The sequence below is a fragment of the Candidatus Methanoplasma cognatum genome, from assembly GCA_009777615.1.
Taxonomy (GTDB): Archaea; Thermoplasmatota; Thermoplasmata; order Methanomassiliicoccales; family Methanomethylophilaceae; genus Methanoplasma; species Methanoplasma cognatum.
The window spans coordinates 40,367-66,319 of record WRLM01000005.1 but is presented as its reverse complement, the minus strand read 5'-3'; the positions used below and the strand labels follow the sequence as shown (position 1 = coordinate 66,319).

The 25,953-nt window shown below is 51.8% G+C and carries 27 protein-coding genes and 2 tRNA genes; 17 read left to right on the top strand and 12 right to left on the bottom strand.

The window, feature by feature from the left end; genetic code table 11:
• Positions 1-138: 138 nt before the first annotated feature.
• A tRNA-Glu gene (locus FWG96_06475) sits at positions 139-211 on the bottom strand.
• A gap of 185 nt (positions 212-396) precedes the next feature.
• On the opposite strand from FWG96_06475, the gene FWG96_06470 reads away from it, so the two are divergent.
• A complete protein-coding gene (locus FWG96_06470) occupies positions 397-873 on the top strand; it encodes a GNAT family N-acetyltransferase (GenBank protein MCL2032891.1) in 477 nt (158 codons plus the stop codon).
• A 21-nt stretch (positions 874-894) separates the two neighbouring features.
• Here FWG96_06470 and FWG96_06465 read toward each other — a convergent pair whose 3' ends face one another.
• The gene (locus tag FWG96_06465; protein ID MCL2032890.1) at positions 895-1,695 is read right to left on the bottom strand and encodes an NAD+ synthase; all 801 of its coding nucleotides are present in this window, start codon (positions 1,693-1,695) and stop codon (positions 895-897) included.
• Between the two features lie 78 nt (positions 1,696-1,773).
• On the opposite strand from FWG96_06465, the gene FWG96_06460 reads away from it, so the two are divergent.
• Positions 1,774-2,553: a carbon-nitrogen hydrolase family protein gene (locus FWG96_06460; GenBank protein ID MCL2032889.1), complete on the top strand. Its 780-nt coding sequence runs from the start codon at positions 1,774-1,776 to the stop codon at positions 2,551-2,553.
• Here the strand turns inward: FWG96_06460 and cobB are convergent, their stop codons facing one another.
• From cobB to FWG96_06435, 5 genes are read right to left on the bottom strand one after another with little or no spacing between them, the layout of a single operon-like run.
• Entirely contained in the window at positions 2,554-3,876 is a 1,323-nt protein-coding gene (gene cobB / locus FWG96_06455) for a hydrogenobyrinic acid a,c-diamide synthase (glutamine-hydrolyzing) (protein MCL2032888.1), read from the bottom strand.
• Positions 3,873-4,943, bottom strand: coding sequence for a Ni-sirohydrochlorin a,c-diamide reductive cyclase catalytic subunit (gene cfbD, locus FWG96_06450; GenBank protein ID MCL2032887.1), 1,071 nt, complete (start codon positions 4,941-4,943; stop codon positions 3,873-3,875). Before cfbD ends, cobB begins: the two co-directional genes overlap by 4 nt.
• Complete coding sequence (gene cfbE, locus FWG96_06445) at positions 4,940-6,136, bottom strand: coenzyme F430 synthase (GenBank protein MCL2032886.1); 1,197 nt, start codon at positions 6,134-6,136, stop codon at positions 4,940-4,942. The genes cfbD and cfbE overlap by 4 nt, the downstream gene beginning before the upstream one ends.
• Positions 6,137-6,138: 2 nt before the next feature.
• Positions 6,139-6,918 (bottom strand): sirohydrochlorin cobaltochelatase, encoded by a 780-nt coding sequence (locus FWG96_06440; protein MCL2032885.1) that lies wholly within the window; start codon positions 6,916-6,918, stop codon positions 6,139-6,141.
• A complete protein-coding gene (locus tag FWG96_06435) occupies positions 6,915-7,700 on the bottom strand; it encodes an AAA family ATPase (protein ID MCL2032884.1) in 786 nt (261 codons plus the stop codon). The genes FWG96_06440 and FWG96_06435 overlap by 4 nt, the downstream gene beginning before the upstream one ends.
• Before the next feature lie 185 nt (positions 7,701-7,885).
• On the opposite strand from FWG96_06435, the gene FWG96_06430 reads away from it, so the two are divergent.
• Genes FWG96_06430 through FWG96_06420 form a run of 3 tightly spaced genes read left to right on the top strand, consistent with a single transcriptional unit; the run spans position 7,886 to position 11,043 of the window.
• A complete protein-coding gene (locus FWG96_06430) occupies positions 7,886-9,103 on the top strand; it encodes an ABC transporter substrate-binding protein (protein MCL2032883.1) in 1,218 nt (405 codons plus the stop codon).
• A 30-nt stretch (positions 9,104-9,133) separates the two neighbouring features.
• Positions 9,134-10,228 carry an iron ABC transporter permease gene (locus FWG96_06425; GenBank protein ID MCL2032882.1) on the top strand — a complete coding sequence of 365 codons (1,095 nt, stop codon included), beginning with the start codon at positions 9,134-9,136 and terminating at the stop codon, positions 10,226-10,228.
• Complete coding sequence (locus FWG96_06420) at positions 10,225-11,043, top strand: ABC transporter ATP-binding protein (protein MCL2032881.1); 819 nt, start codon at positions 10,225-10,227, stop codon at positions 11,041-11,043. Before FWG96_06425 ends, FWG96_06420 begins: the two co-directional genes overlap by 4 nt.
• A 1-nt stretch (position 11,044) precedes the next feature.
• On the opposite strand, the gene FWG96_06415 is transcribed toward FWG96_06420, so the two are convergent.
• Together FWG96_06415 and FWG96_06410 are read right to left on the bottom strand one after the other, a co-directional pair.
• Positions 11,045-11,569 (bottom strand): FmdE family protein, encoded by a 525-nt coding sequence (locus tag FWG96_06415; protein ID MCL2032880.1) that lies wholly within the window; start codon positions 11,567-11,569, stop codon positions 11,045-11,047.
• A gap of 169 nt (positions 11,570-11,738) precedes the next feature.
• On the bottom strand, positions 11,739-12,365 hold the full coding sequence (locus FWG96_06410) for a DUF4275 family protein (protein MCL2032879.1): 627 nt from the start codon (positions 12,363-12,365) through the stop codon (positions 11,739-11,741).
• Between the two features lie 49 nt (positions 12,366-12,414).
• Here FWG96_06410 and FWG96_06405 point away from each other — a divergent pair.
• Positions 12,415-12,498: transfer RNA gene (locus tag FWG96_06405), tRNA-Ser, on the top strand.
• A 194-nt stretch (positions 12,499-12,692) separates the two neighbouring features.
• Here FWG96_06405 and pstB read toward each other — a convergent pair.
• The 3 genes from pstB to FWG96_06390 are packed head-to-tail and all read right to left on the bottom strand — an operon-like array spanning position 12,693 to position 16,402.
• The gene (gene pstB, locus FWG96_06400) at positions 12,693-13,454 is read right to left on the bottom strand and encodes a phosphate ABC transporter ATP-binding protein PstB (GenBank protein ID MCL2032878.1); all 762 of its coding nucleotides are present in this window, start codon (positions 13,452-13,454) and stop codon (positions 12,693-12,695) included.
• Positions 13,455-13,458: 4 nt separating this feature from the next.
• Positions 13,459-15,507 carry a phosphate ABC transporter permease PstA gene (pstA, locus tag FWG96_06395; GenBank protein ID MCL2032877.1) on the bottom strand — a complete coding sequence of 683 codons (2,049 nt, stop codon included), beginning with the start codon at positions 15,505-15,507 and terminating at the stop codon, positions 13,459-13,461.
• Positions 15,508-15,520: 13 nt separating this feature from the next.
• Positions 15,521-16,402, bottom strand: a complete 882-nt coding sequence (locus tag FWG96_06390; GenBank protein ID MCL2032876.1) for a phosphate ABC transporter substrate-binding protein — start codon at positions 16,400-16,402, stop codon at positions 15,521-15,523.
• Positions 16,403-16,546: 144 nt separating this feature from the next.
• On the opposite strand from FWG96_06390, the gene FWG96_06385 reads away from it, so the two are divergent.
• The 11 genes from FWG96_06385 (at position 16,547) to FWG96_06335 (ending at position 25,775) form a co-directional block, all read left to right on the top strand.
• Positions 16,547-17,542, top strand: coding sequence for a phosphate uptake regulator PhoU (locus FWG96_06385; GenBank protein MCL2032875.1), 996 nt, complete (start codon positions 16,547-16,549; stop codon positions 17,540-17,542).
• A gap of 190 nt (positions 17,543-17,732) precedes the next feature.
• Complete coding sequence (locus FWG96_06380; GenBank protein ID MCL2032874.1) at positions 17,733-18,674, top strand: ABC transporter ATP-binding protein; 942 nt, start codon at positions 17,733-17,735, stop codon at positions 18,672-18,674.
• Between the two features lie 4 nt (positions 18,675-18,678).
• Entirely contained in the window at positions 18,679-19,437 is a 759-nt protein-coding gene (locus tag FWG96_06375; protein ID MCL2032873.1) for an ABC transporter permease, read from the top strand.
• 81 nt (positions 19,438-19,518) lie between these two features.
• Positions 19,519-20,031, top strand: coding sequence for a DUF2975 domain-containing protein (locus tag FWG96_06370; GenBank protein ID MCL2032872.1), 513 nt, complete (start codon positions 19,519-19,521; stop codon positions 20,029-20,031).
• A gap of 4 nt (positions 20,032-20,035) precedes the next feature.
• On the top strand, positions 20,036-20,254 hold the full coding sequence (locus FWG96_06365; protein MCL2032871.1) for a helix-turn-helix transcriptional regulator: 219 nt from the start codon (positions 20,036-20,038) through the stop codon (positions 20,252-20,254).
• Between the two features lie 216 nt (positions 20,255-20,470).
• Positions 20,471-20,962, top strand: coding sequence for a homoserine dehydrogenase (locus FWG96_06360; protein ID MCL2032870.1), 492 nt, complete (start codon positions 20,471-20,473; stop codon positions 20,960-20,962).
• Position 20,963: 1 nt separating this feature from the next.
• Positions 20,964-21,965: a homoserine dehydrogenase gene (locus tag FWG96_06355; protein ID MCL2032869.1), complete on the top strand. Its 1,002-nt coding sequence runs from the start codon at positions 20,964-20,966 to the stop codon at positions 21,963-21,965.
• Positions 21,966-22,178: 213 nt separating this feature from the next.
• Positions 22,179-23,840 (top strand): citramalate synthase, encoded by a 1,662-nt coding sequence (gene cimA / locus FWG96_06350; GenBank protein ID MCL2032868.1) that lies wholly within the window; start codon positions 22,179-22,181, stop codon positions 23,838-23,840.
• Positions 23,837-24,109, top strand: coding sequence for an ACT domain-containing protein (locus FWG96_06345; protein MCL2032867.1), 273 nt, complete (start codon positions 23,837-23,839; stop codon positions 24,107-24,109). Before cimA ends, FWG96_06345 begins: the two co-directional genes overlap by 4 nt.
• A gap of 8 nt (positions 24,110-24,117) precedes the next feature.
• Complete coding sequence (locus tag FWG96_06340) at positions 24,118-25,482, top strand: PFL family protein (GenBank protein ID MCL2032866.1); 1,365 nt, start codon at positions 24,118-24,120, stop codon at positions 25,480-25,482.
• Positions 25,483-25,535: 53 nt separating this feature from the next.
• A complete protein-coding gene (locus tag FWG96_06335; GenBank protein ID MCL2032865.1) occupies positions 25,536-25,775 on the top strand; it encodes a hypothetical protein in 240 nt (79 codons plus the stop codon).
• Positions 25,776-25,953 lie beyond the last annotated feature (178 nt).

Here is a 25,953-nt window from a genome sequence, read left to right as displayed (position 1 = left end):
TAGATGGCAGCTTTCGATTCAATTATGTCCGGAAAATGCAGTGTTTCCGGCGGATAAACGTTAGGAAAACGAGAGCTGACAAATCATTAATGATCATGATCGAAAATAATCGCATCGGTGGGCTGAGGGGGTGATAAGTGCTCCCATCGGGATTTGAACCCGAGTCGAAGCCTCGAGAGGGCTTCATGATTGGCCGCTACACTATAGGAGCTTGTTCCCCAAGATTACGATGTTACTAATAAAATTTTCTAACTTCTGGACTGTGTAAACCCCTTCGAGCGTGCTACGGCCAACGGCGATCGCGGTTCCCTCTGCGGCACAAATCGGCTTTTTACGGAACAACGGAGCCGGAGGCCTAAAAGACTTTTACGCCCGGAAGCATATGGAGAACCGGCGATGCGCTTGGAGATAAATAGGGCCGACAGGAGTGATCTGCGGGAGATACTTGACCTGCAAAAGCTTGCTTTCCACGAGACAGCCGTACTGTATGGTCTCTTCGATATACTTCCTCTCACGCAGACCATGGAAGAACTCATAGAGGAGTCGGAGAGTGGTGTGATCCTTAAGGCGGTTCAAAACGATGCGATAATAGGCTCGGTGAGAGGCCGTCTTAAAGGAGAAGGTTGCTACATAGGCAGACTGATAGTACACCCGGACTGCAGGAATCAGGGAATCGGGCGCAGACTGATGACCGCAATCGAGCGCGAATTCGATGTCCGGGTGTTCGAACTTACGACTGGGCATCTGAATTACAAGAACATATCGCTTTATGAAAAGTTGGGCTATGAAATATTTGAAAGGGAAAGGAGATCCGAGGGTCTGTTCCTTATCCATATGAGAAAACAAAAGACCCGGATCGAAAGCATGAAATGAGCGGCATTTTTTAATCCTCGATCATTGAGGGTCGTTGAACGCGATATCCGGGCGAGGCGCGGGCAGCCTTTTGTGCTCCATGTTTCCCACCCGCTCTCTCACTTCCGAGACCTTTGAGATGTTTATGCCGACGTCTTCCGATATTTGCTCATCCGAGAGACCGAATGTAATTCCGTTCAGCACGAGGTCCAGGTCGCGATAAGTGATTCCCATTTCTTCCTCATCGGTCTGCCCTTCCCACAGCCCCGCAGTGGGGACCTTTTCTATTATGTCCTTAGGAACACCTACCAGCTCCGCTATCTGCCGCACCTGCGTCTTATACAGATCTATGATCGGCATGATGTCCGAAGCCCCGTCTCCGAACTTTGTGAAGTAGCCCATCATGTATTCGCTTCTGTTGGATGTCCCCGCCACAAGATAATCCAGCTTCTTTGCTCTGTTGTAAAGGATTATCATCCTGCATCTGGCGGAGATATTCCCTTTTTCCAGCGGCGCTTCGACGTTTGAGAAGAGCATTCCCGTGAATGTGTTTATTGCGGGCTGTACGTCTATAACCTTGTAATCTACCCCCCACGCCCTGCTCAGCTCCCTTGTCTGAATGTAATCTGCGGGTGGCGTGATCACCGACGGCATGAATATGCTGAGGACATTCTCCGCGCCTATGGCTTTGATGCAGAGCTTCGTTGTCACGGCGGAGTCCAGGCCTCCGCTGGTGCCCACTATCAGGCCTTTGCATCCTGCTTTTTTCACAACATCGTTTATAAAACGGACTATGGAATCAACGTCTTCGTTCGTGATATCGTGAAGTTTCTTACCGACCATGCCACCTAATGGTCGTCCGCGTATTATATTACTCCTCCGCCCGCATAAGTATATGTCCTGGCATAACGATATAGGCTCATGGGAATGAGATTGGCTTTATGCCAATGCCAGTCGGCGGTCGGCGATGTCGGGGCGAATCTCAACAAGATAATGGCCACGATCTCGCAGACAAGGTCGGACGTATACATCTTTCCGGAACTGTTCCTGACGGGATACGGGGCGGACTATTTCGCGCTTTATGAGGATGTTCACTTCGCAATCGACAAAATGAAGCTCTGGTGTATGGAAAGGGATATTGCGATATTGGTCGGCGCTCCTTCATACTTCTCCACCGGCGTAAGGAACTCCCTTCTTTTCATCACTCCTAATGATGTGGCGAGATATGACAAACTGTATCCGGCACGATTCGGCGCCTCTTCCGAAAAAGAATTCACGAAAGGCGACAGACCGGTGATATGCACATTCCGGGACATGACGTTCGGACTTTCGATATGCCACGACATATTCTTCCCGGAGATATACAGGAAATACGCGCTTTCGTGCGCAGATGTGAACATATGCGCCGCGTCATCAGCGGTCTCCTCCAAGCCATACTTTGAACGGATCCTGCCCGCGCGCTCGCTTGAGAACCTTATCTATACGGTATTTGTCAACAGCGTCGGAACCGCGGGAGATCTGAGATTCTACGGATCGTCCAAACTGATAGGTCCTCTGGGTGATACGCTCGCGGATCTCGGCGATGACGAGACAGCGGTCTGCGTATATGTGGATAAAGATGTCGTCAAGAACGCGAGAAAAGAAAAGAAGCATCTGGAGGATAGGCGTATTGACATCGACTGGTCTCCGGATATATTGTGATCATTCGCATATATTTACGACCGCTCCCATCCAATCATTTACGGACAGGGCATGCTGATACATGTATGTCCCGAAAGCATTCCTGCGTATCATCCCGTCCCTATTCCCGAACGGACCGCCGCCCCTCAGGATATCGAATCCGAATTTGCAATCGGGTTTCGTATAGACGGTTGAATAATGATACGAGTGGCCCTTTACAGTCCCGCTGAAGAGTCTGCACCTGTCATTGGCTCTGCCTGTCACGTACGAAGGGCCGTGTCTCCTCCCGATCATGTCCGCTTCGGCGTCAAAGATGCCTGCGGCCCCGTAGACCTTGCCTCCTGACCGTATCGTTGAACATAAAGATAGCATTCCTCCGCACTCGCCTATTATTGCTTTGTTATCGTCACAAGCCGTCCTCAGACCTTGGAAGAAATCCGTATTCTCGGACAACCGTTCCAGATGCAGCTCCGGATATCCTCCGCCCAGATAGTATATGTCCGCGTCGGGGAGTCTGTCTCCGTTCAGCGGGCTGAAGTGTTCGATCCTTATCCCGGATGCCATCATACACTCGATGTTCTCCCTGTAATAGAAACAAAAAGCGTCATCCAGAGGTACCGCGGCCGTAAGTCCCGAATCTCTTTTCACATAGGGGCAGTCAACAACCTCTGTATCCGGCCCGTAACACCTCTCCATCAACTGATCCATATCTATCCCGTCGGCCATACTCTCCATGCCGTCAAGTATCATTTTATCGGACGACCCTTCCGTGCTAAGACCCAGATGCCTCTTCGGCGTCATATATTCAGCATCTCTTCTGATCATGCCTAGCACTCTTATGTCGGAACCGGACATCGCATCTTTCAATTTATTCTCATGCTGAGTCCCGGATACGTTATTGAGTATCACTCCCGCCAAATCAATATCTTTGTCATAAGCCCTGAAGCCGTTTATGATCGCTGCGGCGCTTCTGGTGAGGGATCCTGCGTCGACGACTAGCACGACCGGGAACCCCAGCAGTTTCGCTATCTCCGCCGTCGAGCCGGAATCATCCTTTCCTGAGGACCCCTCATATAATCCTCTCACTCCTTCTACGACGGAAATATCCGCACCTTCCGAGCCATAAGCGGCGATGTTCTTTACGACATCCTTTGACATCATGAACGAATCCAGATTCCTGGAACATCTTCCTGTGGCCGACGTGTGGTACATGGGATCGATGAAATCCGGACCTACTTTGAACCCTTGAACCTTCATTCTTTTGGACAGTTTTCTCATCAGCCCGGTTGCTACGGACGTCTTGCCGACGCCGGATCCCGTGCCGGCGATGACCACGCCCCTCATCGGATGTCCCTCAGCATTTCTCTGATAGTGTCCCCGGTCTCTGTCGGCACTATCTTTCTGACGTTCATTACCATCGAGTGCGAGGATATCTCTCCGACCGCGTCGTATCCCTTCGAAAGATAGTTCGACAGCTGCCTAGGCTGATCCGTTATCAGGATGTGGCTCCTATCAAGGTCTGGATATGCGTGAGGTATACCTGCTATCACAAGAAGGTCCGGACCGAATTCATTGACCTTCTCTCTGACTTCCTCTCCGATCACCGCATACTCATCCAGGCCTCCCGCTATTTCCGCTGATATCCCGTTCCTGCCCAGCTCGGATAATATATCGGATGCGTACCTTCTGACCCTCGGAAGTCCTTTTTGAGGATCTATGTTAGCAATGAATCTTGTCGTTCCGCCTAATTCTCTCCTCGCTTGGTCAACTGCTAAGAAAAGATCCGAAAACCGATATGCCAGCTCTTTTTTTGATATGGAGACGAGAGCCAGTCTGCCGCCGGCGGATAGGCAGTGTATTATCCTCTTCGCGACGCCCATCTTCGTTGGGCCGTTGGAGGGAGGAAGATATGTGACCGACGCCATGCCTTTCTCCTTTTCCATCTTGGTGGCCATTGAAAGGAGGTGCTTCTGACGCTCCGCCTCCTCTTTTGGTATGATGCCCGCCTCCGCCGAGGCTTCGACCGCCTTTATTGCTCCGGCCGTGTTGTCTCCCATGCAGCCGTGGCAGTCGATGGCTATCACCTTACAGCCGACACCCGATCTTCTTACGGATGCTTTCATGTCCTCTCCTATTATCATGCTGGAACATGTACCAACGACCGCTATCGTCCTGGGGGAGAACATCTTTTCCGTTTCTTTGAGCACTGTCTCCAGTTTCTCGGACGCCCCGAATATCAGATCGTTGTCGTTCATTGCTGTGGTCAGTACCCTTATACCGGCATCTTCGATCATCCTCGACGCCATGAATCCGCATCCCGACGGCCCGTGTATCACGACGACATCTATGTCGATGTCCCTGAGCATGTACATCGCGGCTATTATCGGATTCGGACGCGGGTGGATGTTCACTGATATCCCTCCTTTATCAGCCTTACGATCACGCTTTTGCCGGCGGGCGCGTCCCCGCCGTCACAGGCAAGACGAAACTCTGCGCCCCTCTTCTCCGCAATTTCCCTTATTTGTTCCGCATCCGTCCTTTCACAGACCTTTCGGTTCACCGGATCCAGGATCACCAGAACGTCTTTGAGGATATGCATCCTCTCCAAAGTATCCAGGGTCTTGGCCACCGATATAAGGGATATCCCCGGATTCCTGTCCATTATCTCCCATCCTTTTTCGGAGCGTTTCAGCTCCCCCCTTCCCGGAACTCCGTTGAATGTCTCCAGCCCTCTAACGACCTGTTCCGCGGGGATCTCTGACTCCGAACACGCCTCCAGTACCGCCTCGATTGTGTCGATGTATTGGAGGTGCAGGTAGCTCTCCGGCAGGCTGAGCTCGTATCTGCCGCCATATTCTATCGATATCCTAGTCGGTTTCCCGATCTCTGTTCCTTCAAGGATGGTTATTCTTTCGCCAAAATATATCAGATCGCTGCGGTATTTCGACCATATGTCCGATTCCGACCTGGGAACGATGTTCTTACCTTGAGAAAATATCGAGGCCTTAGCTTCGGAGGCCTTCTTAGTGTTCGCAGCTATTCCGTAGTCATCGGCAAGGTTCGTGATGATCGTGAGTTCCGCTTTGCCGCTGCCGCCCAGGGACACCTCCGCTATCACCGTATCATATCCTTCGGGAAGTCTCAGCAGGGAGGGGGGCGCTATGCTGACCCTTTTTTCTATGATGTGTTCGCCGCCGCTCCATTCGCCCTGGCCCCTCGAAGTATGCAGGAATACGCTTCTTCCATCCAGCGAAAGTATGTGCGCCAGAAGATAGCAGCAGCTTGTCTTCCCCTTCACTCCGGTCACCTCTATCCTTGACCTTCCGTCGGAAAGCCCGCCCACCGCTTCGGAGAATGTTCTTTTTTCTTTGTACTCCACGCCCTCGAGGAATGAGTCAGGACAATGCGCCGGCATCAGAATAAGATCGTAACGGCCCTTCGGCACTTTTCTGTGTGCAGCCGCCCCCATTTCCATCAGTTTTGACATGACGTCCTCTCCAGCTATGCCGTAGACATCCACACAGTCTACCGAATGCCCCCTCTCCGAATATTCTTGGGCGAGGATCTCTCCCCCGTGCACAACATCCAATATAAGTACGTTCATGGTCACCCCCTGCCGCGAATCTTCTCCGCGATTATATCGGTGAGCCTGGGGTCGCTTCCGATGGGTGCGGCGTACCTTACCGTTACGTTACGGCCGCCGTGAACGAACACCTCCCCCGCCATGCCATCCCTGATGTGTATCTTCCGGGGGATATCGTGTTTAAGATGGGCGCCCAAAGAAATGAAGAGGGGCAGGACTATTATTTCATCGGCCCCGCCGGACACCATCTCTTTGAACACGTCCTCGACGAAGGGTTCATCAAACTCGTTGAACGCACACCTGACGTTGTCATACCCCTTCCGCCTCAGCAGGTCCGCCTGGAAAAGGACGGTTTCTTTGTTATGAGGAAGCCTTGATCCGTGCCCTATGACCATTATCCACCTGTTCTTGCCGCCGTTGCTCAGTTCCTCTATCCTCTCGGAAAGTATGGCCGCCAGCATGGGGTCGCTGCCGAACGGCCGCTCATACCTTATGGAGATCTTTTTGCCTTTGATCTCGGCAACGTACGTGTCTGCGCAGGGAGGTATGCCCAGCTTGTTCGGTATGTCCCTTGCTATATGGAGGCCGGAAGCTATGAAGAAGGGGACCGCCACGATTTCCTCCACGCCGTCCGAGACCATGTCTTCAAGAGCATCGTTCACCAGAGGAAAGGTCGTTTCATTGAATCCGATATATACGTTCCCGAACCCCTTTTGTTCAAGTCTCTTCTTCTGCTCCTCCATGATCCATTTGTTATAATTGTATCTGGACCCATGCCCGATTATCAATATTCCTTTTTTCATTTCGTCCCCTCTGCGCCGCAGCGCATGCCTCCCTCGGCGTCGCTTGAGTGTTCGATCACCCTGTCTGCCAATTCCGCATATACGAAGGAAAGTTCGGAATCGGCAGCCCCCTCGACCACGGTCTTGCCTATGGACTCGCACTGCTGCACCGTCTTGTCTCTGGGTATCCTCGTTATTATCTTCGTTCCCATCTCGAAGGCAGCTTTATCCACCATTCCATCTTCATGGTCTATCCCTCTTGAATTCTGTATTATGCCTCTCAGCACCGCATATCCGTCCCCATCCGTGTCCGATATAGCGGTCGCAATGTTGTTCGCGGCGTATAGGGACATCATCTCTCCAGACGACACGATGAAAACATCTTTGGCATAGCCGTTCCTTATAGGCATCGCGAACCCTCCGCATACCACGTCGCCCAGCACGTCGTATATCAGGACATCCGGGGAAATCTCTTCGATCACGTTCTGCCGCTCAAGATGTTCAAAGGCTGCGATTATCCCTCTACCAGCGCAGCCGGAACCGGGTCTCGGGCCTCCGCATTCAGCGCAATAACATCCGTTCGCCCCTCTGCGAATCGATTCTCGGAGGGGGGTGCCGTTCTTGACTGCATCCAAAATTGTCATCGGCGAATCTCCGCCAAGCAACAGTTTGGTGGAGTCCGCTTTCGGGTCGCATCCGATCTGTAGCACCCTGTACCCTTTTTTCGAAAGAGATGCGGTAATGTTCGATGCGACCGTTGATTTTCCAATGCCGCCCTTACCGTAAAGTGCTATCCTTCGCATAACAATGTATCAATAAAATCATATTTAGTAATATTTATTGCCCATATTCATGTTACTACACTAAATAAAAAACGCACTTTTCCGCTGATGAACATTAAGCAAAAAAAACAAGAAGCCAGGATCCGTATACGCCTTTGATAGCGGGCGTGGGTAACATTAAATAGAAATTCGTGTTACTTCGCATTATGAACAACAAGATCTTTGCTGTCGCGGTCGTGGCCGTTCTGGCTGTCGCAACGGTCGGCGCATATATCGTTACGCAAAACAACGGAGAAGGCGGCGACCGTCCCGACACAGCGGGCCAGCAGGTCATTGACGCCGTCGGGAGGGTCGTGACCGTGCCGGATACACTTGAGAACGGGATAGTCACTGTGGGGAGCAGCGGACCGCTGAGGTTCCTTTCCTGTTTTGACGTATATGATCTCATCATAGAGGTCGACGAGGGTGACATTAAGGATCAGAAGAACGGAAGGGCCTACTCATATGCCTACCCTTACGACAAACTTACGAGATATCATGCGGATAATGCGCTTGAGTCCGGCACCACAGAGGCGATTGGGAACCTCGGCCCCAGCCTTGTGATCATCCAAGAGAATATTTGGAACAGTTACAGGGCCAACTGCACCGCTCTCGCGAGCAAATGCACGGTCGCCGTCATAAAGACACAGGACATGGCGACCATGTGGGACAGCGGTTACGGGCTTTCTAAGGACATGAAAGACACATTCAACCTCCTTGGCACGCTCCTCGGGAAAGAGGAAAGAGCTGCGGAGATCATCGGAGGTATAGAATCGATAATAAAGGACATCAGGTCCCTGACGGGCAGTTCATCCAAGAGTGTGTATGTCGCGGGCGTGACGATAAACGGCAGCAATACCCTGAACACCACATTCCCCGTCTACATGCCTTTGTCACTGATAGGAGGCAACAACGCATACAAAGGGAATCTGACCCCCGGCAGGGTCACGATCAATGTGGAGAACTTCTCCAAAATGGACATTGACATGGTGGTCATAGATCCTTCGTCTTCGGATAAGGTGGCCGTGCAGGACAGCCAGCTCGTGCTGGAATATCTTTACAAGCTTAACAACGGCGGTTCCGCCGATAAGGTAAAACTGTATGTTACAGTCCCTATCGTGTGGGACAGCATTAACTACGATTGTGCGCTGGCCAGCGCGTATTACATCACATACCTTCTGTACGGTACGCTTACCCACGACGAAGTTGTGGAGAAGATTGACAACATCTTTACCACATTCTACGGGGACAGGGGGAAAAATGTGTTCGAAGACATGTCCGATTTCTTCGTAAAGAAATCCTCCGCATACAATGTGGAGCTGCCTCTGCTTGAGGAGGTCACGATCACCCAGGCAGGGGGGACCTACTATATCACGGCGGCGTGAATGGAACATTTCAAAAAATAAGGGGATAAGATGATCCGCGAAAAACGCGATACCGCTGAGGCAGGTGAACCCGATACCTCCGAAGGATACCTCAGGTACTCGCGGAAGAAGTGGCTTTTCCTTGCGGCCCTGACGGTGGCTCTTGTCCTCCTGTCTCTATTTATCCTCAGAATGGGACCCATGGACCTTTCATATAGGGAAATAATGCAATACATCTTCAGCCCAGACGACTCCTGGGACAGTAAAGTGGTCAGGAACGTGCGCCTAAAAGTGATCATTGCCGCGATACTGGCCGGTTCGGCGCTGAGTATCGCGGGATGCGTCATGCAGAGCATACTCAGGAATCCGCTTGCGTCACCGTTCACTCTCGGGTTGTCGAATGCCGCCGCTTTCGGCGCATCGTTAGGAATATTGTTCTTTCACGGAGGGCTGATCGTCAGGACCGCGGACGTCTATGCGACCATATCCAATCCTCTCGTGGTAACGGTCCTCGCTTTCGCATTCGCCATGCTCGCCACGGGGATCGTGATCCTTTTGGTAAAGGTGACGGAATGCACGCCTGAAACGATAATATTGGCGGGATTGGCCATAAGCTCGATCTTCTCCGCGGGGCTGGCGTTCCTCCAATATATGGCGGACGAAATGGCGCTGTCCGAGATCGTATTCTGGCAGTTCGGCAGTCTGAGCAAGGTGGAGGAATGGAGCCATCTGTACATAGTGGCTGTGGTCCTGTTCCTTGCGGCCGCATATTTCATTTACAAGCGCTGGGACTACAACGCTATGGAATCCGGAGAGGACGTGGCCTCGGGGCTCGGAGTGAACATAAAGAGCACGAGATACATCGGCCTTACCATATCCGCACTGCTTACGGCCGTCGTCGTCTCGTTCATGGGAATAATAGGGTTCATCGGCCTGATAGGTCCGCACATTGTAAAGAGGATCGTGGGCAACGACAACAGATACACCCTCATAGGTTCCATGATAGTGGGCTCGATGGTCCTGCTGGTCGCATCCATCATAGGCAACAATGCCTTCCACATAGTGATACCAGTGGGAATAATAACATCCGCGATCGGAGGGCCGTTATTCATTTTTATACTTCTAATGGGGCGCAGAAATAAATGATGAATGTTGAAGGAATAAGTTTCTCATACGGCACGGCGAGGATCCTCGATAAGATCTCTTTCGAAGCGGAAAAGGATCAAATAGTGTCCATCCTCGGACCTAACGGCGCCGGAAAGACCACTCTGCTGAAATGCATGTGCAACATACACAGGCCGGAAGAAGGAAGCGTCCTCATAGACGGCCTGAACGTGCTTGAACTCAGAGGGAAAGAACTGGCTAAGAACATTGCCTTCGTTCCGCAGAGCGCTCCGGTTTCGAAGCTGAGCGTGTTCGATTCGGTATTGCTGGGAAGGAAGCCGTACATTGACTGGTCAGCGACGCGGTCCGATATCGATAAGGTGAGTTCCGTCATAGATGCCCTGGGAATGACACATCTTTCGCTGAGGTATATGGACAGGATAAGCGGCGGAGAATTCCAGAAGGCACAGATCGCCAGAGCAATAGTTCAGGAACCGAAGACACTGATCCTCGACGAGCCCACCAACAGTCTGGATATATCAAACCAGCATACGACGATGCATATGATAGAGCATGCGGTCAGATCAAGAGGCATGTGTACGATAATGACCATGCACGACATCAACCTAGCCGTCCACTACTCAGATCGTTTTCTTTTCCTGAAGGATGGGAAAGCGGCCGCTTACGGCGGCGTGGAAGTGATAACCGAGGACCTCATAAAAAAGGTATACGGCATGCACGCCGAGATCGTGTATCACAAAGGGATCCCGTTCATTGTTCCCAGCGAGTCGTCGAAATATGAACACCTAGCCGATCATGAACATCCTCATGATATACACGACCATATCCGCGGCTGATTCATCTGTCGTATGGGGTATAGCAGTCAGAACAGTACCGTTCTCCTTTACTGAGTCTGATCTTGTCCTCTCTGCAGAACTCCCCGCATCTGTCGCATCGTATACTTTCAAAGGACCTAGCTTTCTCCGGTGCTTCGTAGTGAGGGGTCTTGATCTCGACGATCTCTTCTTTTGGGGCGGTGAGTATGGCCTTGATCGCGGCCTCCCGGTCGTTCGTCCTTTCCATGGGCTTGAAGAGTACTCTCGCGCTCTTACCGGTTCTCCTGTCAAAGAAAGAGAACGCCATCTTTCCGGACGGCCTCATTACCAGGTTCCCCTTTCCGACAGTGCAGGATATCATGCACTGGATGCAGTCCACTCCGCAGGCGTCATTTTCGGCCACGCACACGATCTCCTCATCGGCCGCTCTCCCGACCGGTATCCCTAGCGCCTCCATCCCCAATTCCGCCGCCCTGTAACCCATCGCGAGTCCGGGGCATGCGTGTCCGTGGAATCTCACGCACTCGTTCCAAAGTCCGTTATCCAAAATAACACCTTTATTATGATTTATGATACCAATCTATGCTTTTATCATTTTCGCAGGTGCGGCCTTGGCCATCCGTCCGTATGAGAATCCGGGTTCCTATCCGCGCGAGAGAAGGGGGCACTGTGCCCGCCCTGAAAAGAAGATCTGTGTTATGCGGAGGTCTTCTTGATCATCTTTTGTAGAAATACGGGCCGAACCACCCTCCTTCATGGGTCTTCGAATACGTCCAGCTAAAATCGGTGCTTGTCACGGTCACGTCTTCCAATTCCTCTATCTCTCCGGCTTTGATCCCCGGGGCGTTCTTGATCAGAAGGGCCGTGTTCTCACGGGCGAAATTGTTCACCAGGACCATGTCCTCTTTGGCTTGTTTATCGAAAGCTATTCTCGCGTGGCCGCCTTTTGTGCACTCGGTTATCGCTTCATCTCTGTACGCATACCACAAGAATCCTCTGGATCCGTATCTCCTTACATCCTCGTTGTGTTCTCCCGGCGTCAGGCGGTCATCATCAATACCTAAACAGACCGCCCTGAGCCTGTCGCTGTCCTTGGCCCAGGGAACGAAAGTTCTGAACCATTTGTTCTTGTATTCCCTCACTTCCTTGGGGGAGAGTTCCGCGACCTCTGCCCCGGTGTCCCGCAACCGAATCATGAACTCCTCAATGCTGACCCTCATTTCAATCCCCCCTTCCCCACCCGCAAAGGCATGTGCACGATGTTTTGTGCCCGTCTTTTCTTTCGCCGCTGACAGGACGATACCGCCGCCGGTGTACGGCTGGGTGTCTTCGGCCTGAGCCACGGGAGGAATTTAGAAAGGTATTAATTTGGGAAGGGGTTTGTAGGCGCAGGCCGAGGTAGTCTAGTCCGGTAAGGCGCGAGCCTGGAAAGCTCGTGGGAACTTTCCCTCGGGAGTTCAAATCTCCCTCTCGGCGCTTCATTATCATGATCTCACTTCCTTATTGTTTATAGATTTCGGCTCTCGAATATGAACAGATATGCCGTTTTTGGCACTCGGCGATCTTCCTTATGTTTTGTTCCGGCGGCAAACCTTGGCTGCAAAGACCGACGGCGAGAACAACGGCGTTAGATCTTTCATGGAGGCGCCTCTTCTCATATCCGGATCATTTCAGCTGAATATCCCTTGCACATATCTCTTGGTAAGCTCGTTCTTGGGATTCTCGAATACATCTTGCGTTTTCCCGAACTCTTCCATCTTGCCCAGATACATGAACCCTGTGTAATCGCTGATCCTATTTGCCTGCTGCATATTGTGCGTCACGGTGACCACCGTGTACTCCTTCTTAAGTTCCAGAGCAAGCTCTTCGATCTTAGTTGTGGCTATGGGGTCCAGAGCGGAGGTCGGCTCGTCCATGAGCAGGACCTCCGGATTGATCGACAATGCCCTTGCGATGCAGAGTCTCTGCTGCTGCCCTCCTGACAAAGACAGAGCGGAAACGTTCAGCCTGTCCTTCACTTCATTCCATAAGGCGGCCTTTCTGAGAGAATCTTCGACGATCTTGTCCAGTTCCCTGTGATCCTTGACTCCGTGAAGTTTTGGGCCGTAAGTAATGTTATCCTTTATGGTCATAGGGAACGGGTTGGGCTTCTGGAATATCATCCCCACCTTCTTTCTCAGATCGAGGACGTCGGTTTCCGGTTTGCAGATGTTCTTATCTTCAAAGAACACTATCCCAGTCATCTTCGTTCCTTCGATCAGGTCGTTCATCCTGTTGAACACTCTGATCAATGTGGACTTCCCGCATCCGGACGGTCCTATCAGCGCAGTTATCGCATTCCTCTTGATGGGTATGTTTATGTCCATCAGCGTCTGCTTGTCCCCATACCAGAAGTTGAGATCGTTTGTCTCGATTATATTGATTGATTCCATATCGTCACCATCCGCTCATTTTTTTGTTTTGTCTGTGTCTTATTACCGAAACGATTGTGAACAGGGAAAGAACTATCGCCATCAGCACGATCGCGGATCCGTATGCGTTCTGGGTGCCTCCCGGAACTTCGGCCGCCATGTGATATATGTGATAGGGGAGCGCCATTATAGGGTCCAACAGTGAGGAGGACACTGTTGACTTGAGCACTACCACTGCCGTGAACATGATCGGCGCAGCCTCTCCAATCGCCCTGATTATGCTTAACAGGAAGCCTGTGAGCACACCGCCCATCGCCGCTGGGATCACGACCCTGGCCGTCGTATGCCACTTGCTCGCTCCCATCGCTGCGGAAGCCTCCCTCAGTTCGTTTGGAACGGCCCTCACTGCCTCCTCTGTGGTTCTGATTATTGTAGGCAGCGCCATCAGCGCCAGCGTGATGCACCCCCCGATAAGGGAGAACCCCCATCCGAGGGCTATCGCAAAAAGCGACATGCCGAACAATCCGAATATGATCGAGGGAGTCCCGCTCAGCGCGTCCACCGCCTGTCTGGCCATCCTTATGAATCTTGTGTCTTTCGCATATTCCGCAAGATATACTCCGGAACATATTCCGAGCGGGAACACTATCAGCGAAGTGCCTGCCATAAGTTCAAGCGTCCCCGCGATGGCCGGCCGTATCCCTCCGCCCAGACCCATATTGGACGGTGAGTCGAGTATGAACCCGAGGTTGATCGCCGGCGCCCCTTTCATAACGATTATTCCTATGAGCGCCACCAGCCCGATGATCGTGACGATCACTGCTACCCCCAGTAAAGAGAATATGAATTTCTGAACATACTTCGGACCCAGGATCTTCGATAATTTCTTTGATATGAAAAGTGCCCCTACGGCCAAGGCGCCCGCCACGATCCCTCCTTGTGTATCCAGGAAAAGATAGGATATCATGAAAACGGACGTGAACGCCATCATACAGAAAACCGCCTGGATCATTTTCTCCTTATATTTCCCAAGCGAGTTCGTCAGAGGCGAGACCAACCTGTCAAATCTTTTCTCCATGTTCGTCTTTTCCTTCTCCCCCATTTTCATCTTGGTTCTGCGGACTATTCTGCGTGCGGTGATGTTCACAAAAAGGACCATAACCAGCAGGATCAGACCCAGCAGGAATAACGCGGACATCTCGATGCCTCCGCTGTCGGCCTCAGGTACCCCCGATGCTATTTTTGATGTAAGTGTGCTTATCATGCTGCCCATATTCCAAAGGGGCTCCGGTAATGCAGCTGCATTGCCACTTACCATCAACACGACCATTGTCTCCCCCATTGCTCTGCCTACTCCCAATATCGCTGCGGCAGATATGCCGGATATCGCGGAGTGCATCACTACTTTTCTTGTGGTCTCCCATTTGGTGGCGCCCATGGCCATTGATGCTTCCCGGTATGATCTGGGGACGGCTGCCAATGCATCCTGAGATACCGATATGATCGTCGGGAGCGCCATTATGCCCAGCATGAATGAGGCTGCCAGCCATGATGACCCGTATGGGATCTTATCCGGGAACATTCCTGTCAATAGCGGCATCAGCACAGTAATGCCTATCAGGCCGTATACAACACTGGGTATGCCTGCGAATACCTCGCATACCGGCTTAAGTATGCCCCTCATTCTGGGCGACGCCACATCGTTGATGTATATCGCTATGCCGAGCCCCAGAGGGAAAGAGAACGCAATTGCTCCGGCGGTGACCATGATCGTCCCCGCTATCATGGGGAATGCCCCGTACATATCAAACCGGGGGGCCCATCTGCCTCCCGTGAGGAAGTCCCACATTCCTATTTCTCTTATTGCGTCTATGCTGCTGTATGATATGAATAAAATAATACAAAATAAAGCGGCGACGGTCGCGATGACCGTTGCCGACAGAAGAAGTTTAGCTTTGTCTTCGTATAATATGCGCTTGAGGGTCAACCTCGGGCTGAACCAAGAAATTACGCTTTCCTCTTCCTCGATACCTCTCGGTTTATCTTCATATATTGATGAATCCTCAGGCGTCATTTTTTCACCAAGATCAGGCTGTCGGTGCTACTGGAACGAATCCCCCGGTCTCAACGAGCTTCTGCCCTTTGGGCGACATTATCCAATCAAGGAACGCTTTCACTTCACCGGTGGGTGTTCCGCCGGTGATCAGTATCAGATTCCTTGAGATCTCGTATGTGCCGTCCGTGACCGTTGCGGGAGAGGGTGCTATACCGTCTATTGATACTGCCGTCATATTGGGGGCAGTGGTGCCTAATGTCGGCAAAGCGCCGAGGTTCACATACCCTATTGCGCCATTGACGTTATTGGCCTGTGTTAACATGGCTCCCGTCGTTGTCTGCATGGGGTAGCTTGTATATTTCTCCGACAGAACGGCTACGGTTATTCCCAGTTTCGCGGCCATTATCGTGTCTAAGCACTCTCTTGTTCCTGAACTGTCTTCCCTTATTATCGGCCTGATCGTGAGATTAGCACCGCCGACCTGGTTCCAGTTCGTGATCTCACCGCGGTAGATCTTCGCTACCTGCTCCAACGTCAGATCGGTGACATTTGCGCTTTTACTCACGATTATGACCACTCCGTCACCGGCGATTATCAGAGGTGTCATGTCGGATTCGCTTGAACTGGGGTCTCTTGACAGCATCCCGATTTCGGCGATGCCGTTCCTTATCGCAGGTGCGGCCGTGCCCGACCCTTGCGCGCTGACAGTTATGGACACATTATTTTTCTCTTTTTCATATGCTTCCTGGAAACTCACCATAAGGGGTTCTACTGTCGTCGATCCCATGACGGAGATCGTTGTGTGGCTGTCGGAGCCTTTGTCGTCATTATTATTGAGAAGGACAACTGCTCCTGCCACACAGATCACCGCAACAACTGCGACGGCGACTATCATCATCATCTTGTTTGCCAAGGTTTTTTCACCTCGATTATCGAAGAATCCTAGCGAGAATATATACATGCTCGTTGTAAAAAACATCCATATGTGTATGCATGTACTGAATTAGTTAATTACGAATTTAAACAAATATTAATAGGCAGTTGGCGATACAATATCATGGATACAAGAAGGATACAGGTCACCCAAGGCGAATCCTACATGATAACCCTTCCCAAGGATTGGGCTGAGTCCATGGGGCTTAAGAAAAATGACAGCGTAGGCGTCGAGGTCCAATCAAACGGGGACCTCCTTGTCTCTCCGGTAAAGAAGATGGAAGCTCCTAAAGACATAAAGAAGGTCAATGTTACCGGCATAAAAAGCGAGGATTTCCTTTACAGGCAGCTTATCGGAGCGTACATCTCCGGCCACAGCATGATCGAAGTGTTCTCGGACCAGCCGCTTTCGAACTCCGCCGTCGGCGTCGTGAACTCCTTCACTCAGACATCGATAGGGATGGAGGTGGTGGAGGAGGACAACTACCGCATTCTCATCAAGGACCTTATGGACCATACCGAGATCAGACCCGGCAAGAGCCTGGAGAGAATGAGCATACTTGTAAGGAAGATGATCGATGATGTTCTTGAATCGGCCGCCAGCGGCAACGGCGCCCGCATCGCGGACCTGGAAAAGAGGGACGTGGAGATCGACAGGGTCCACTGGCTGATATCCAGACAGAACAGCATCTACAAGAAGGATCCCTGGATCTGCAAAAAGATCGGATCGAACCTCTGCGAGCTTACGAACCACATCGCGGTCAGCAGGATACTTGAAAGGATCGGAGACCACACCGTACTTCTGTCCAAGAACCTGATGATGCTCATGGATGATAAGAAAGCGGAGGCGGTCGACAAGGGCATCAGAGAGACGGGGAAGGAGATCATGAAACTGTACAGCGAATCGATCACGGGCTGGCTGAAAACGGACATTAACATCGCCGAGCAATGCATAGAGGAGGGCGAGAAGATAGTCAGGAAGATCGAAAAGACATTCAAGAAGATGGAGGTGGACGTCTACACCGCATCCTCCGCCAGCCTCATTGCCGGAAGTTCGAAGCGCATCGCCGAATACTGCATAGATATATCAGAATTGACCATTAACGCGGCCATGGACTGAGGATCGTCCGGCCATGATGAGGTAAAATAATTTCAAATGTTAAATTTTTAATGATAAACATTAAATATTATTCGATAGATGTATCATACGGAGATCAAATGCTCGGAGATGATACATACACTGCGGCACATTTCGGAAAAGGCGCGGCTTGGTCGGTATCGCATTCCGTCCCTGCGAGGGGGGTGCGTACATGACCGGCGGCCACCCCATAGAAATAATGGAACTGAGAAAAGAATACAAAAAATTCGTTGCCCTTGACGATCTGACGCTGAATGTGGAAAAGAATAGCTTTACGGGCTTCCTCGGACCGAACGGTGCGGGGAAGAGCACGACCCTGAAGATACTGACCAACCTAATCAACGCAACGTCCGGCAGCGCGTTCATCAACGGCGCGGACGTCACGAAGGAATACAAAACCGCACTGATCGGTGTCGGCTCGGTTGTCGAGACCCCCGAATTCTATCTTTACATGACGCCGGCAGAAATGTTCTCCTACACAGGAGAGATCTTCGGAATGAGCAGAGAATCCATTTCCGCTCAGACGGAGGAGATACTTTCCGATGTGAAGATGACAGAATGGGCGGACAAGAGGCTCGGCACCTTCTCAAAGGGGATGAAACAGAGGATAGCTCTGGGGATATCTCTGATGAACGATCCGAGTGTCATAATCCTCGATGAGCCTACGTCGGGTCTCGATCCGAGAGGGGTGGCGGAAATAAGGGATGTATTGAAAAACATACGGAACAGGTCAAAGAACCTCACTATGCTTATGAGCTCTCACATCCTGCATGAGGTCGCGGATCTCTGCGACCGCATCGCCCTGATCAACCGAGGAAAGCTTCTGCTCAACGACAGGACGGAGGCCATTACCGGTTCCAATAAGGTGAGAAAGATAAGCCTGAGGATGGTCGGCGACCCGACTGAGGACGCCGTATCCCGGATATCCGGCCTCGCCAACGTCAAAGACGCCTTGATGGTCGGTAACAACATTGATATACGTTTCACCGGCGGCGACAGCGACCAGCTGAGGTTCTTCACTGAGGTCGGTTCTCTCGGCCTGGGTATATTCGATCTTCACGAAGAGGATGCGCTTGAGTCAGTGTATCTGAACATGATAGCGGAGTCGAGGTGAAAGAATGCTGGAAGACAGTTTCTCCGACAACCTCCGACAGACGGGAGTGGTGTTGAAGTATGAGCTCAAAAAATACTTCCGCGGCAAGAAGATGGCCATATTCGCCATTATCATGCTGCTGGTGCTGCTCCTCAACACCGTCCCGCCTTATCTGTTCGGCGACGGGCTGAACAAAGACCCCCTGATACTGGCATATTCCTATGCGTCCTCAATGCAGCTCCTCGTACTTCTGATGGCAACGCTGTTCGTCTCAGGCACAATAGTATCTGAGTTTGAAGAAAGGACCGCTTTGGTGCTGTTCACGAAACCGCTCAGAAAATGGTCGATATTCGTCGGAAAGGTGTCCGTCGCATGCATGGCCGGTTTCATGTTCATATTAGTATACTATGCGGTCACAGCGGCCATAAGCCTGATCGTAACAGGATCTGTGACATCATCCCTATTGACATCTCTGGGTCTTGCGCTGACGTATATGATCGGCACTGCGGGGGTGGCTGTCCTGATAAGCTCGATGGTAAAGAAATCCGGCACCGCCGCAGTACTGACATTCGTAACGCTGCTGATGATAATGATGCTCACATCGGGCATATTGTCCGAGAACTCGATCGACCCGTGGTTCATGCTTGATACGGCCGGATACGACATAGACGGCTGCCTTCCGGACAATGATCTCAACATCGGGAGGAGCGCAGGCGTGATGCTGGTATGGGGGCTGGTGACGGGTGCGGCGGGATACTTGATATTCAGGAGGAGGGAGTTATGATCTGCAAAGCCCTCTTCGGATCTTTTTTTCAAACGGTGTTTTGCACTAACTTAACTATGTGTATATGGAGGAAATGATAATATGAATGATACCTTGAACAGGCTGAACAAGATCAGCCGGTATGCGGGATTGGCGGTGAAGGCCCTCATGGTCTTTTTGATAGCGGTGATAGCGCTCGTACTGATTTTGATGATCGTTACGGCCCTGGATCCGGAAATGGTGCTGGATAATGTCGACGAGTTTACTAAAAGCGGCCAGGTTCTGTCGATGTGCGCGATAATTATTGTGGCGGTGGCTTTCGGACTGATCGCCCTTTACTATGCCGATCGTCTTTTCACGAACGTGTATAAAAACGGCACCCCTTTCATGGACGATAACGTCAAATGCCTGGAAAGATTGGCCATCCTTCTGCTGGTGGGAACGGTCATCCTGCCGATCATCAGCGCAGCGGGAATATATTTCCTGGAAGCGCAGTCGGATCTGCTGTTCCAATTCAATCCCGCAATGCTGTTCATGGCCCTGCTGTTCTATTTCCTGTCTCTTATCTTTAAGTACGGGGTTGCATTGCAGAAGGATTCGGACGAGACGCTGTGATCGCATGACCATAATACTAAGGCTTGACAGGGTGATGGCAGACCGGAAGGTCTCCCTGAACGAACTTGCGGAAAGAGTGGGCATATCCAACGTCAACCTTTCCAACATAAAAACGGGGAAGATCAGCGCGATACGTTTCTCGACCCTGAACGCCATATGCTCCACGCTGAAATGTCAGCCGGGGGACATATTGGAATTCATCGAGGACGGGGAAGGGGGCTGATCACCCCTTCCCAACATTATTATTTATGTAACAATAAAGTAAATAATATCATGAGAGCCAGTGACCTCATATTTCGTTTCGTGCGGCCGCCGATGACTCGAATGGTCCATCTCAACAAAGATCGGCATTAACGTACAAATCAAAATGGTACTTTGATTAAATAGTAGAATGGAATTATGTAAAATAAGATGAAAATACACCCGGAGTGGTATTGAAATGATGGTTAATGCACAGCTCTATGTTAAGGATCTCCCCGGGCGTTTGGTCGAATCCCTGCAGCCCATATCGCTGGTCAACGGAAACATCGTCGGCGTCGTGCACGACAGGGAAATGATCGTAAACCAGAGAATATGCATTGACGTCACGTTCGAGGTCAAGGGGAACTCTGAATTGGATCAGCTCAAGGACATCTGGAAATCGAAGGATGTCCAAATAGCAAAGATAGGCTCAGTGTACAAGACCTATACAATGGAATACATGCTGGTCGGGAAGTTCAAAGCGTCCTTCGTCGAGTCGCTGATAGACGAAGCGTCCGGCATGGTAGCTTTCGAATCGGTGGATGTGAACTACTCATCAAAGAACGCAAGCGTCACCCGCACCGCTATGATCTCCGCAGAGCTCATGAGCCAAGGAGACCTGAAAAAATTCGATGAATTCCTGGCCGATTCGTGCAAAAAAAGCAAAATCGTGTACATCAGGGGGCTCTGACATGAGAATACTGATGTCAGGATTCGGGACCGTGGGTCAGGGGTTCGCGGAGGTCATGATCCTGAGGAGGGGCTTCTTCAGAGAGAAATACGGTAAGGACATCGACATCGTATGCGTCATGGATTCCTCCACCTATGTCTCAGACCCTGCAGGACTTTCTCCCGGCGAACTTCTGGAAAGAAAGCGGTCTACGGGAAAGGTCGGAACGAAGGGTTATACGGATTCGGCGCAGATAATGGATTCCGTGGAATACGACGTTCTGGTGGAGGTCAGCCCCACCGACATAAACACCGGGGGCGTCGGCTTAAAGAACATAAGGCACGCACTTGAGTCGGGGAAGGATGTCATTACCGTTAACAAAGGGCCGCTGGCACTATGCTTCTGCGAGCTTGTGGCCATCGCGAAGAAGAACGGCTGCAAACTGCGCTTCGAAGGTTCCGTCGGCGGCGCTATGCCCATCATAAACCTGTGCAGGGAGAACCTTGTCGGAGAGAAAATATCTTCCATCCGCGGAATATTCAACGGGACCTGCAACTTCATACTCAGCAAGATGGATAACGGTCAGTCGTTCGAACAGGTGCTCAAGGAAGCTCAGCAGATGGGCTATGCCGAGACCGACCCGACGAACGATGTAGAAGGATACGACAGCGCGTGCAAGATCGTGATACTTGCGAACTCAATCTTCAGAAGAAGCGTCACCTTCTCCGACGTCAAGATAACCGGCATCTCATCCATAACAAGCGAGGCTATCTCCCTTGCGGCCTCCAATAACATGGTGATCAGGCTTATAGGGGAGGTATCCCGCGATAAATTGGAGGTCTCCCCCCGCCTTGTACCGAGAGGCCACCCCCTGAGCATAGTCGGTACTCTCAACGCGGCGCAGGTGGTCACCGATCTTGCTGGGCCGATAACCATCTCCGGCAGGGGCGCCGGTAAGATAGAGACCGCGTCTGCGATACTCAGCGATCTTGTTTCGATAATGGATGACAGGAAAGAACGCTGAGGCGCACTGAGGTAGCCTGCGGTCGACCGGATGAAGTAAAATGGGCCACATATGCCACATTTCGGCCGCACAGGGGTTCGACGGCTAACTATAAATACGGTCTATCCGATGAAGTTACACCGCCAAGGGGTCTAAAAATGATCTTCAAACTGACGACCGAGCCCATTATTATTGGATGAAGTCAGTGACAGCAAGGGCGGTTTGGTGGTTTTTATGAAAAAGCAACAAACCAGTGAAAGCGCTAAGAATACGGAAAAAATGCTGGAACCGTACGACCAGCTTGTGCTCTCCGGTGCGGGCTCCATCAAGAACATTGTTATTTACGACACGACGCTGAGGGACGGTGCGCAGAGCGAGGGGGTGTCTTTCTCCCCTGAGGATGCGCTGGAAGTCCTGAAGAGACTGGACGAGTTCGGTATCGATTTCGTCGAGGGAGGATGGCCCGGGTCCAGTCCTAAGGTAGATGAGTTCTTCAGACTGGCTAAAGAGTTGGAACTGAAACATACCCAGCTCACGGCTTTCGGAAGCACCGGCAAACACGGAACGGCCGCAAAGGACGACAGTAATCTAAAGAATCTTGCGGCATGCCCTGTGGAATGGTGCTGCATATTCGGCAAAAGCTGGGATTTCCAGGTCACGAACGCGCTCTGTATACCCCTCGAAGAAAATCTGGATCTTATAAGAAACAGCGTCAGGTTCCTGAAGGATTCGGGGAAGAGGGTGATGTTCGACGCAGAGCACTTCTTTGACGGGTACCTTTCAAACAGAGAATATGCGCTCAGCGCTCTGAAAGCGGCCGTGGAAGGGGGCGCGGAATGGCTGGTCCTATGTGATACCAACGGCGGCGTGATGATGGATGACGTGGCGAACGCCGTTGAGGACGCGCTGCTTACGTTCAACGTTCCGATCGGAGTGCACTGCCATAACGACTCGGACCTTGCGGTGGCAAACTCTCTCGTGGCCGTCGAAGGCGGAGCCACCATGGTGCAGGGCACCATAAACGGGATAGGAGAGAGGTGCGGTAACGCGAACCTCTGCTCGATAATGGCGGACCTTGCGCTGAAAATGGAATACGAACTCAATATAAAGGATATGAGCCAGCTTACCGCTTTATCTGCATTCGTATCGGAGACCGCCAACCTCGCTCCCACCCCCGGCATGCCGTACGTGGGAGAGAAGGCCTTTGCCCACAAAGGGGGGATACACGTATCCGCGATAGCAAAGGATCCGAGGACCTACGAGCACATAGAGCCGGGGCTGGTGGGAAACAAGCGGAGGATCCTGATATCCGATATGGCCGGAAGGGCCAGCATCTCCGAGAAGCTTAAGGACTTCGGGATAGATGTCGATTCGGAAGAGAGCAGGGTCATCGTCGACAGGATCAAAGCCCTGGAGGCGGAGGGATATCTGTTCGAAGGAGCTGACGCCAGCTTTGAACTTCTCGTCAGAAGGTTCAAGGGAGAGATAGAGAGTCCGTTCATGGTGACCGGATTCAGGGTCTTCATAGACAACGTCGGCGACAAGCTGAGTTCGGAGGCGAGCGTAAAGGTCATGGATTCGGACGGTAATGAGGAGCACACGGCGGCGAATGGTGACGGCCCGGTCAACGCCCTCGATAACGCTTTGAGGAAAGCGCTCTCCAAACTGTTCCCGGTGACCGACCGCATAAGGCTTACAGACTACAAAGTGCGCGTGCTGGACGAGAGATCGGCAACGGCAGCGTCGGTCAGGGTCCTGATAAGGTCGACGGACGGGAAGCGCAGCTGGACCACCGTCGGAGTATCCGAAAATGTCATCGAGGCCAGCCTGGATGCGCTGGTGGATTCGATCGAATATGCCATACACAAGAACACGGACAAGGAAGTCATACAATGAAAAGAATAGTAGTGACGCTCGTAGGAAGGGACAACGTCGGCATCATCGCCGCAGTATGCAACTATTTCGCGGAGAATAACATAAACATCCTGGATATCAAGCAGACCACGGTCCAGGAGTACATCAACATGATGATGATCGTTGATCTGGAAAAATGCACCATGCAATTCTCCGAGATAGTGAAAGGACTCGAAGGGGTAGGAGAGAAGGTCGGCTGTGTCATAAGAGCTCATAAGGAAGAGATCTTTGACAAGATGCACAGGATCTGAGGTATCTCATGGCAGAACTCAACGAAGTGTTCGAAACCAGTACGATGATCCATGATGAGAATCTTGACGTCAGGACCATTACGATGGGGATAGGCCTGCTGGATTGCTGCGATTCAGATCTGGAAGTTCTCTGCGATAACATATACAGCAAGATAACAACGTCCGCAAAGGACCTAGTCAGGGTCGGCGACGAAATAGGCTTGGATTTCGGTATCCCGGTGATCAATAAAAGGGTGGCAGTTACTCCGATCTCCCTGGTGGGAGCTTCCGCTTGCAGGACGAGTGATGATTTCGTGAGGATAGCGGAAACGATGGAAAGTGCTGCAAGTAAAGTCGGGGTCAACTTCATCGGGGGATACTCCGCGCTTGTCCAGAAAGGCATGTCCACCGCGGACCAGCTGCTGATAAAGTCCATACCCAGAGCTCTGTCCGAGACAGATTGCGTATGCAGCTCCGTCAGCCTTGCTTCTACAAAGACCGGCATCGACATGGATGCCGTAAAACTGATGGGTTCGGTCATAAAAGAGACTGCGGAGGCGACCAAACACAGAGATTCCATCGGCTGCGCAAAGCTTGTGGTGTTCTGCAACCCTGCGGACGACAATCCGTTCATGGCCGGGGCATTCCATGGAGTGACGGAAACGGACAGGGTCATCAATGTAGGGGTAAGCGGACCGGGCGTCGTGAAAAGAGCGATATCAAAAGTAAAAGGAGAGAATTTCGAGGTCCTTTGCGAAACCATCAAGAAGACCGCATTCAAGGTCACCAGAGTGGGACAGCTGGTAGCCAAAGAGGCGTCCGAACGTCTCGATGTGCCCTTCGGAATAGTGGACCTTTCGCTGGCTCCGACCCCTGCGGTAGGAGACAGTATAGCTGACATCATCCAGGAGATGGGGATGGAATACGTGGGAGCTCCCGGAACGACCGCCGCCCTGGCGATACTGAACGATCAGGTGAAGAAGGGCGGCGTGATGGCGTCGTCTTACGTAGGGGGGCTGAGCGGAGCGTTCATACCCGTATCCGAGGACAGATCCATGGCATACGCGGCAGAGATAGGCGCCCTTACCATAGAGAAGCTGGAAGCGATGACCTGTGTTTGTTCTGTAGGTCTGGACATGGTCCCTGTACCTGGGGACACGAGCGCCGAGACCATATCCGGGATAATCGCGGACGAGATGGCAATAGGCATGATCAACCAGAAGACCACCGCCGTGAGGCTGATACCGGTCTGCGGAAAGAAGGCGGGGGAGACGGCGGAGTTCGGCGGACTCCTCGGCAGTTCGCCCATCATGCCTGTGAGCAGATACGGATGCAAGGATTTCATCGACCGCGGAGGAAGGATCCCCGCGCCCATTCACAGCTTCAAGAACTGATCGGGCGCAATCTACCTATATTGGCAATGTCCTGCCGAGTATCAGGGATATAAATGACCCAAGACAAATACCTGATAGCACTGGCGGCCGTTGCCGGCGTCGCAATGTTCTTGGTCGGTGTGTATGCTATGGAATATTCGTCCGACGAGGACGAAGAGAATGATGAGAACATGAGCGGCGACACTGTCGAAATAACTTCGACCATGCAGAACGGGCTCGCCGTTATGTGGAACGATGAACCGACCTCGTCCGGCGTTCCATTCATGCAGAAGGCAATGTTCAACTTGAGATAACGACGCCTCAGACAGACATTGCCCTATGTACTGCATCGACCGCAGAGCAAGCGGGAGCCGGGATGAATTCAGACATGCGGGAAGTACGGTTGAGACCTTTATGATCGTTTACTAGCCGCCTTACTCGAGGCAGATGACCGCTATGCCGAGCTGCACTCGGCGATAAGCATTCGGAGAA

Bases quoted from the DNA above. Each gene is read 5' to 3' on its own strand.
- cobB (MCL2032888.1), bottom strand. From the start codon at position 3,876: ATGAGGGGCGTGGTCATCGCCGGCACGGGATCCGGCGTCGGCAAGACG.
- FWG96_06345 (MCL2032867.1), top strand. From the start codon at position 23,837: ATGAAAAGAATAGTAGTGACGCTCGTAGGAAGGGACAACGTCGGCATC.
- FWG96_06470 (MCL2032891.1), top strand. From the start codon at position 397: ATGCGCTTGGAGATAAATAGGGCCGACAGGAGTGATCTGCGGGAGATA.
- FWG96_06430 (MCL2032883.1), top strand. From the start codon at position 7,886: ATGAACAACAAGATCTTTGCTGTCGCGGTCGTGGCCGTTCTGGCTGTC.
- FWG96_06360 (MCL2032870.1), top strand. From the start codon at position 20,471: ATGATGGTTAATGCACAGCTCTATGTTAAGGATCTCCCCGGGCGTTTG.
- FWG96_06465 (MCL2032890.1), bottom strand. From the start codon at position 1,695: ATGGTCGGTAAGAAACTTCACGATATCACGAACGAAGACGTTGATTCC.
- pstA (MCL2032877.1), bottom strand. From the start codon at position 15,507: ATGACGCCTGAGGATTCATCAATATATGAAGATAAACCGAGAGGTATC.
- FWG96_06340 (MCL2032866.1), top strand. From the start codon at position 24,118: ATGGCAGAACTCAACGAAGTGTTCGAAACCAGTACGATGATCCATGAT.
- cimA (MCL2032868.1), top strand. From the start codon at position 22,179: ATGAAAAAGCAACAAACCAGTGAAAGCGCTAAGAATACGGAAAAAATG.
- FWG96_06435 (MCL2032884.1), bottom strand. From the start codon at position 7,700: ATGCGAAGGATAGCACTTTACGGTAAGGGCGGCATTGGAAAATCAACG.
- FWG96_06375 (MCL2032873.1), top strand. From the start codon at position 18,679: ATGCTGGAAGACAGTTTCTCCGACAACCTCCGACAGACGGGAGTGGTG.
- FWG96_06440 (MCL2032885.1), bottom strand. From the start codon at position 6,918: ATGAAAAAAGGAATATTGATAATCGGGCATGGGTCCAGATACAATTAT.
- FWG96_06425 (MCL2032882.1), top strand. From the start codon at position 9,134: ATGATCCGCGAAAAACGCGATACCGCTGAGGCAGGTGAACCCGATACC.
- FWG96_06385 (MCL2032875.1), top strand. From the start codon at position 16,547: ATGGATACAAGAAGGATACAGGTCACCCAAGGCGAATCCTACATGATA.
- FWG96_06335 (MCL2032865.1), top strand. From the start codon at position 25,536: ATGACCCAAGACAAATACCTGATAGCACTGGCGGCCGTTGCCGGCGTC.
- FWG96_06420 (MCL2032881.1), top strand. From the start codon at position 10,225: ATGATGAATGTTGAAGGAATAAGTTTCTCATACGGCACGGCGAGGATC.
- pstB (MCL2032878.1), bottom strand. From the start codon at position 13,454: ATGGAATCAATCAATATAATCGAGACAAACGATCTCAACTTCTGGTAT.
- FWG96_06380 (MCL2032874.1), top strand. From the start codon at position 17,733: ATGACCGGCGGCCACCCCATAGAAATAATGGAACTGAGAAAAGAATAC.
- cfbE (MCL2032886.1), bottom strand. From the start codon at position 6,136: ATGAACGTACTTATATTGGATGTTGTGCACGGGGGAGAGATCCTCGCC.
- FWG96_06370 (MCL2032872.1), top strand. From the start codon at position 19,519: ATGAATGATACCTTGAACAGGCTGAACAAGATCAGCCGGTATGCGGGA.
- FWG96_06365 (MCL2032871.1), top strand. From the start codon at position 20,036: ATGACCATAATACTAAGGCTTGACAGGGTGATGGCAGACCGGAAGGTC.
- FWG96_06355 (MCL2032869.1), top strand. From the start codon at position 20,964: ATGAGAATACTGATGTCAGGATTCGGGACCGTGGGTCAGGGGTTCGCG.
- FWG96_06460 (MCL2032889.1), top strand. From the start codon at position 1,774: ATGGGAATGAGATTGGCTTTATGCCAATGCCAGTCGGCGGTCGGCGAT.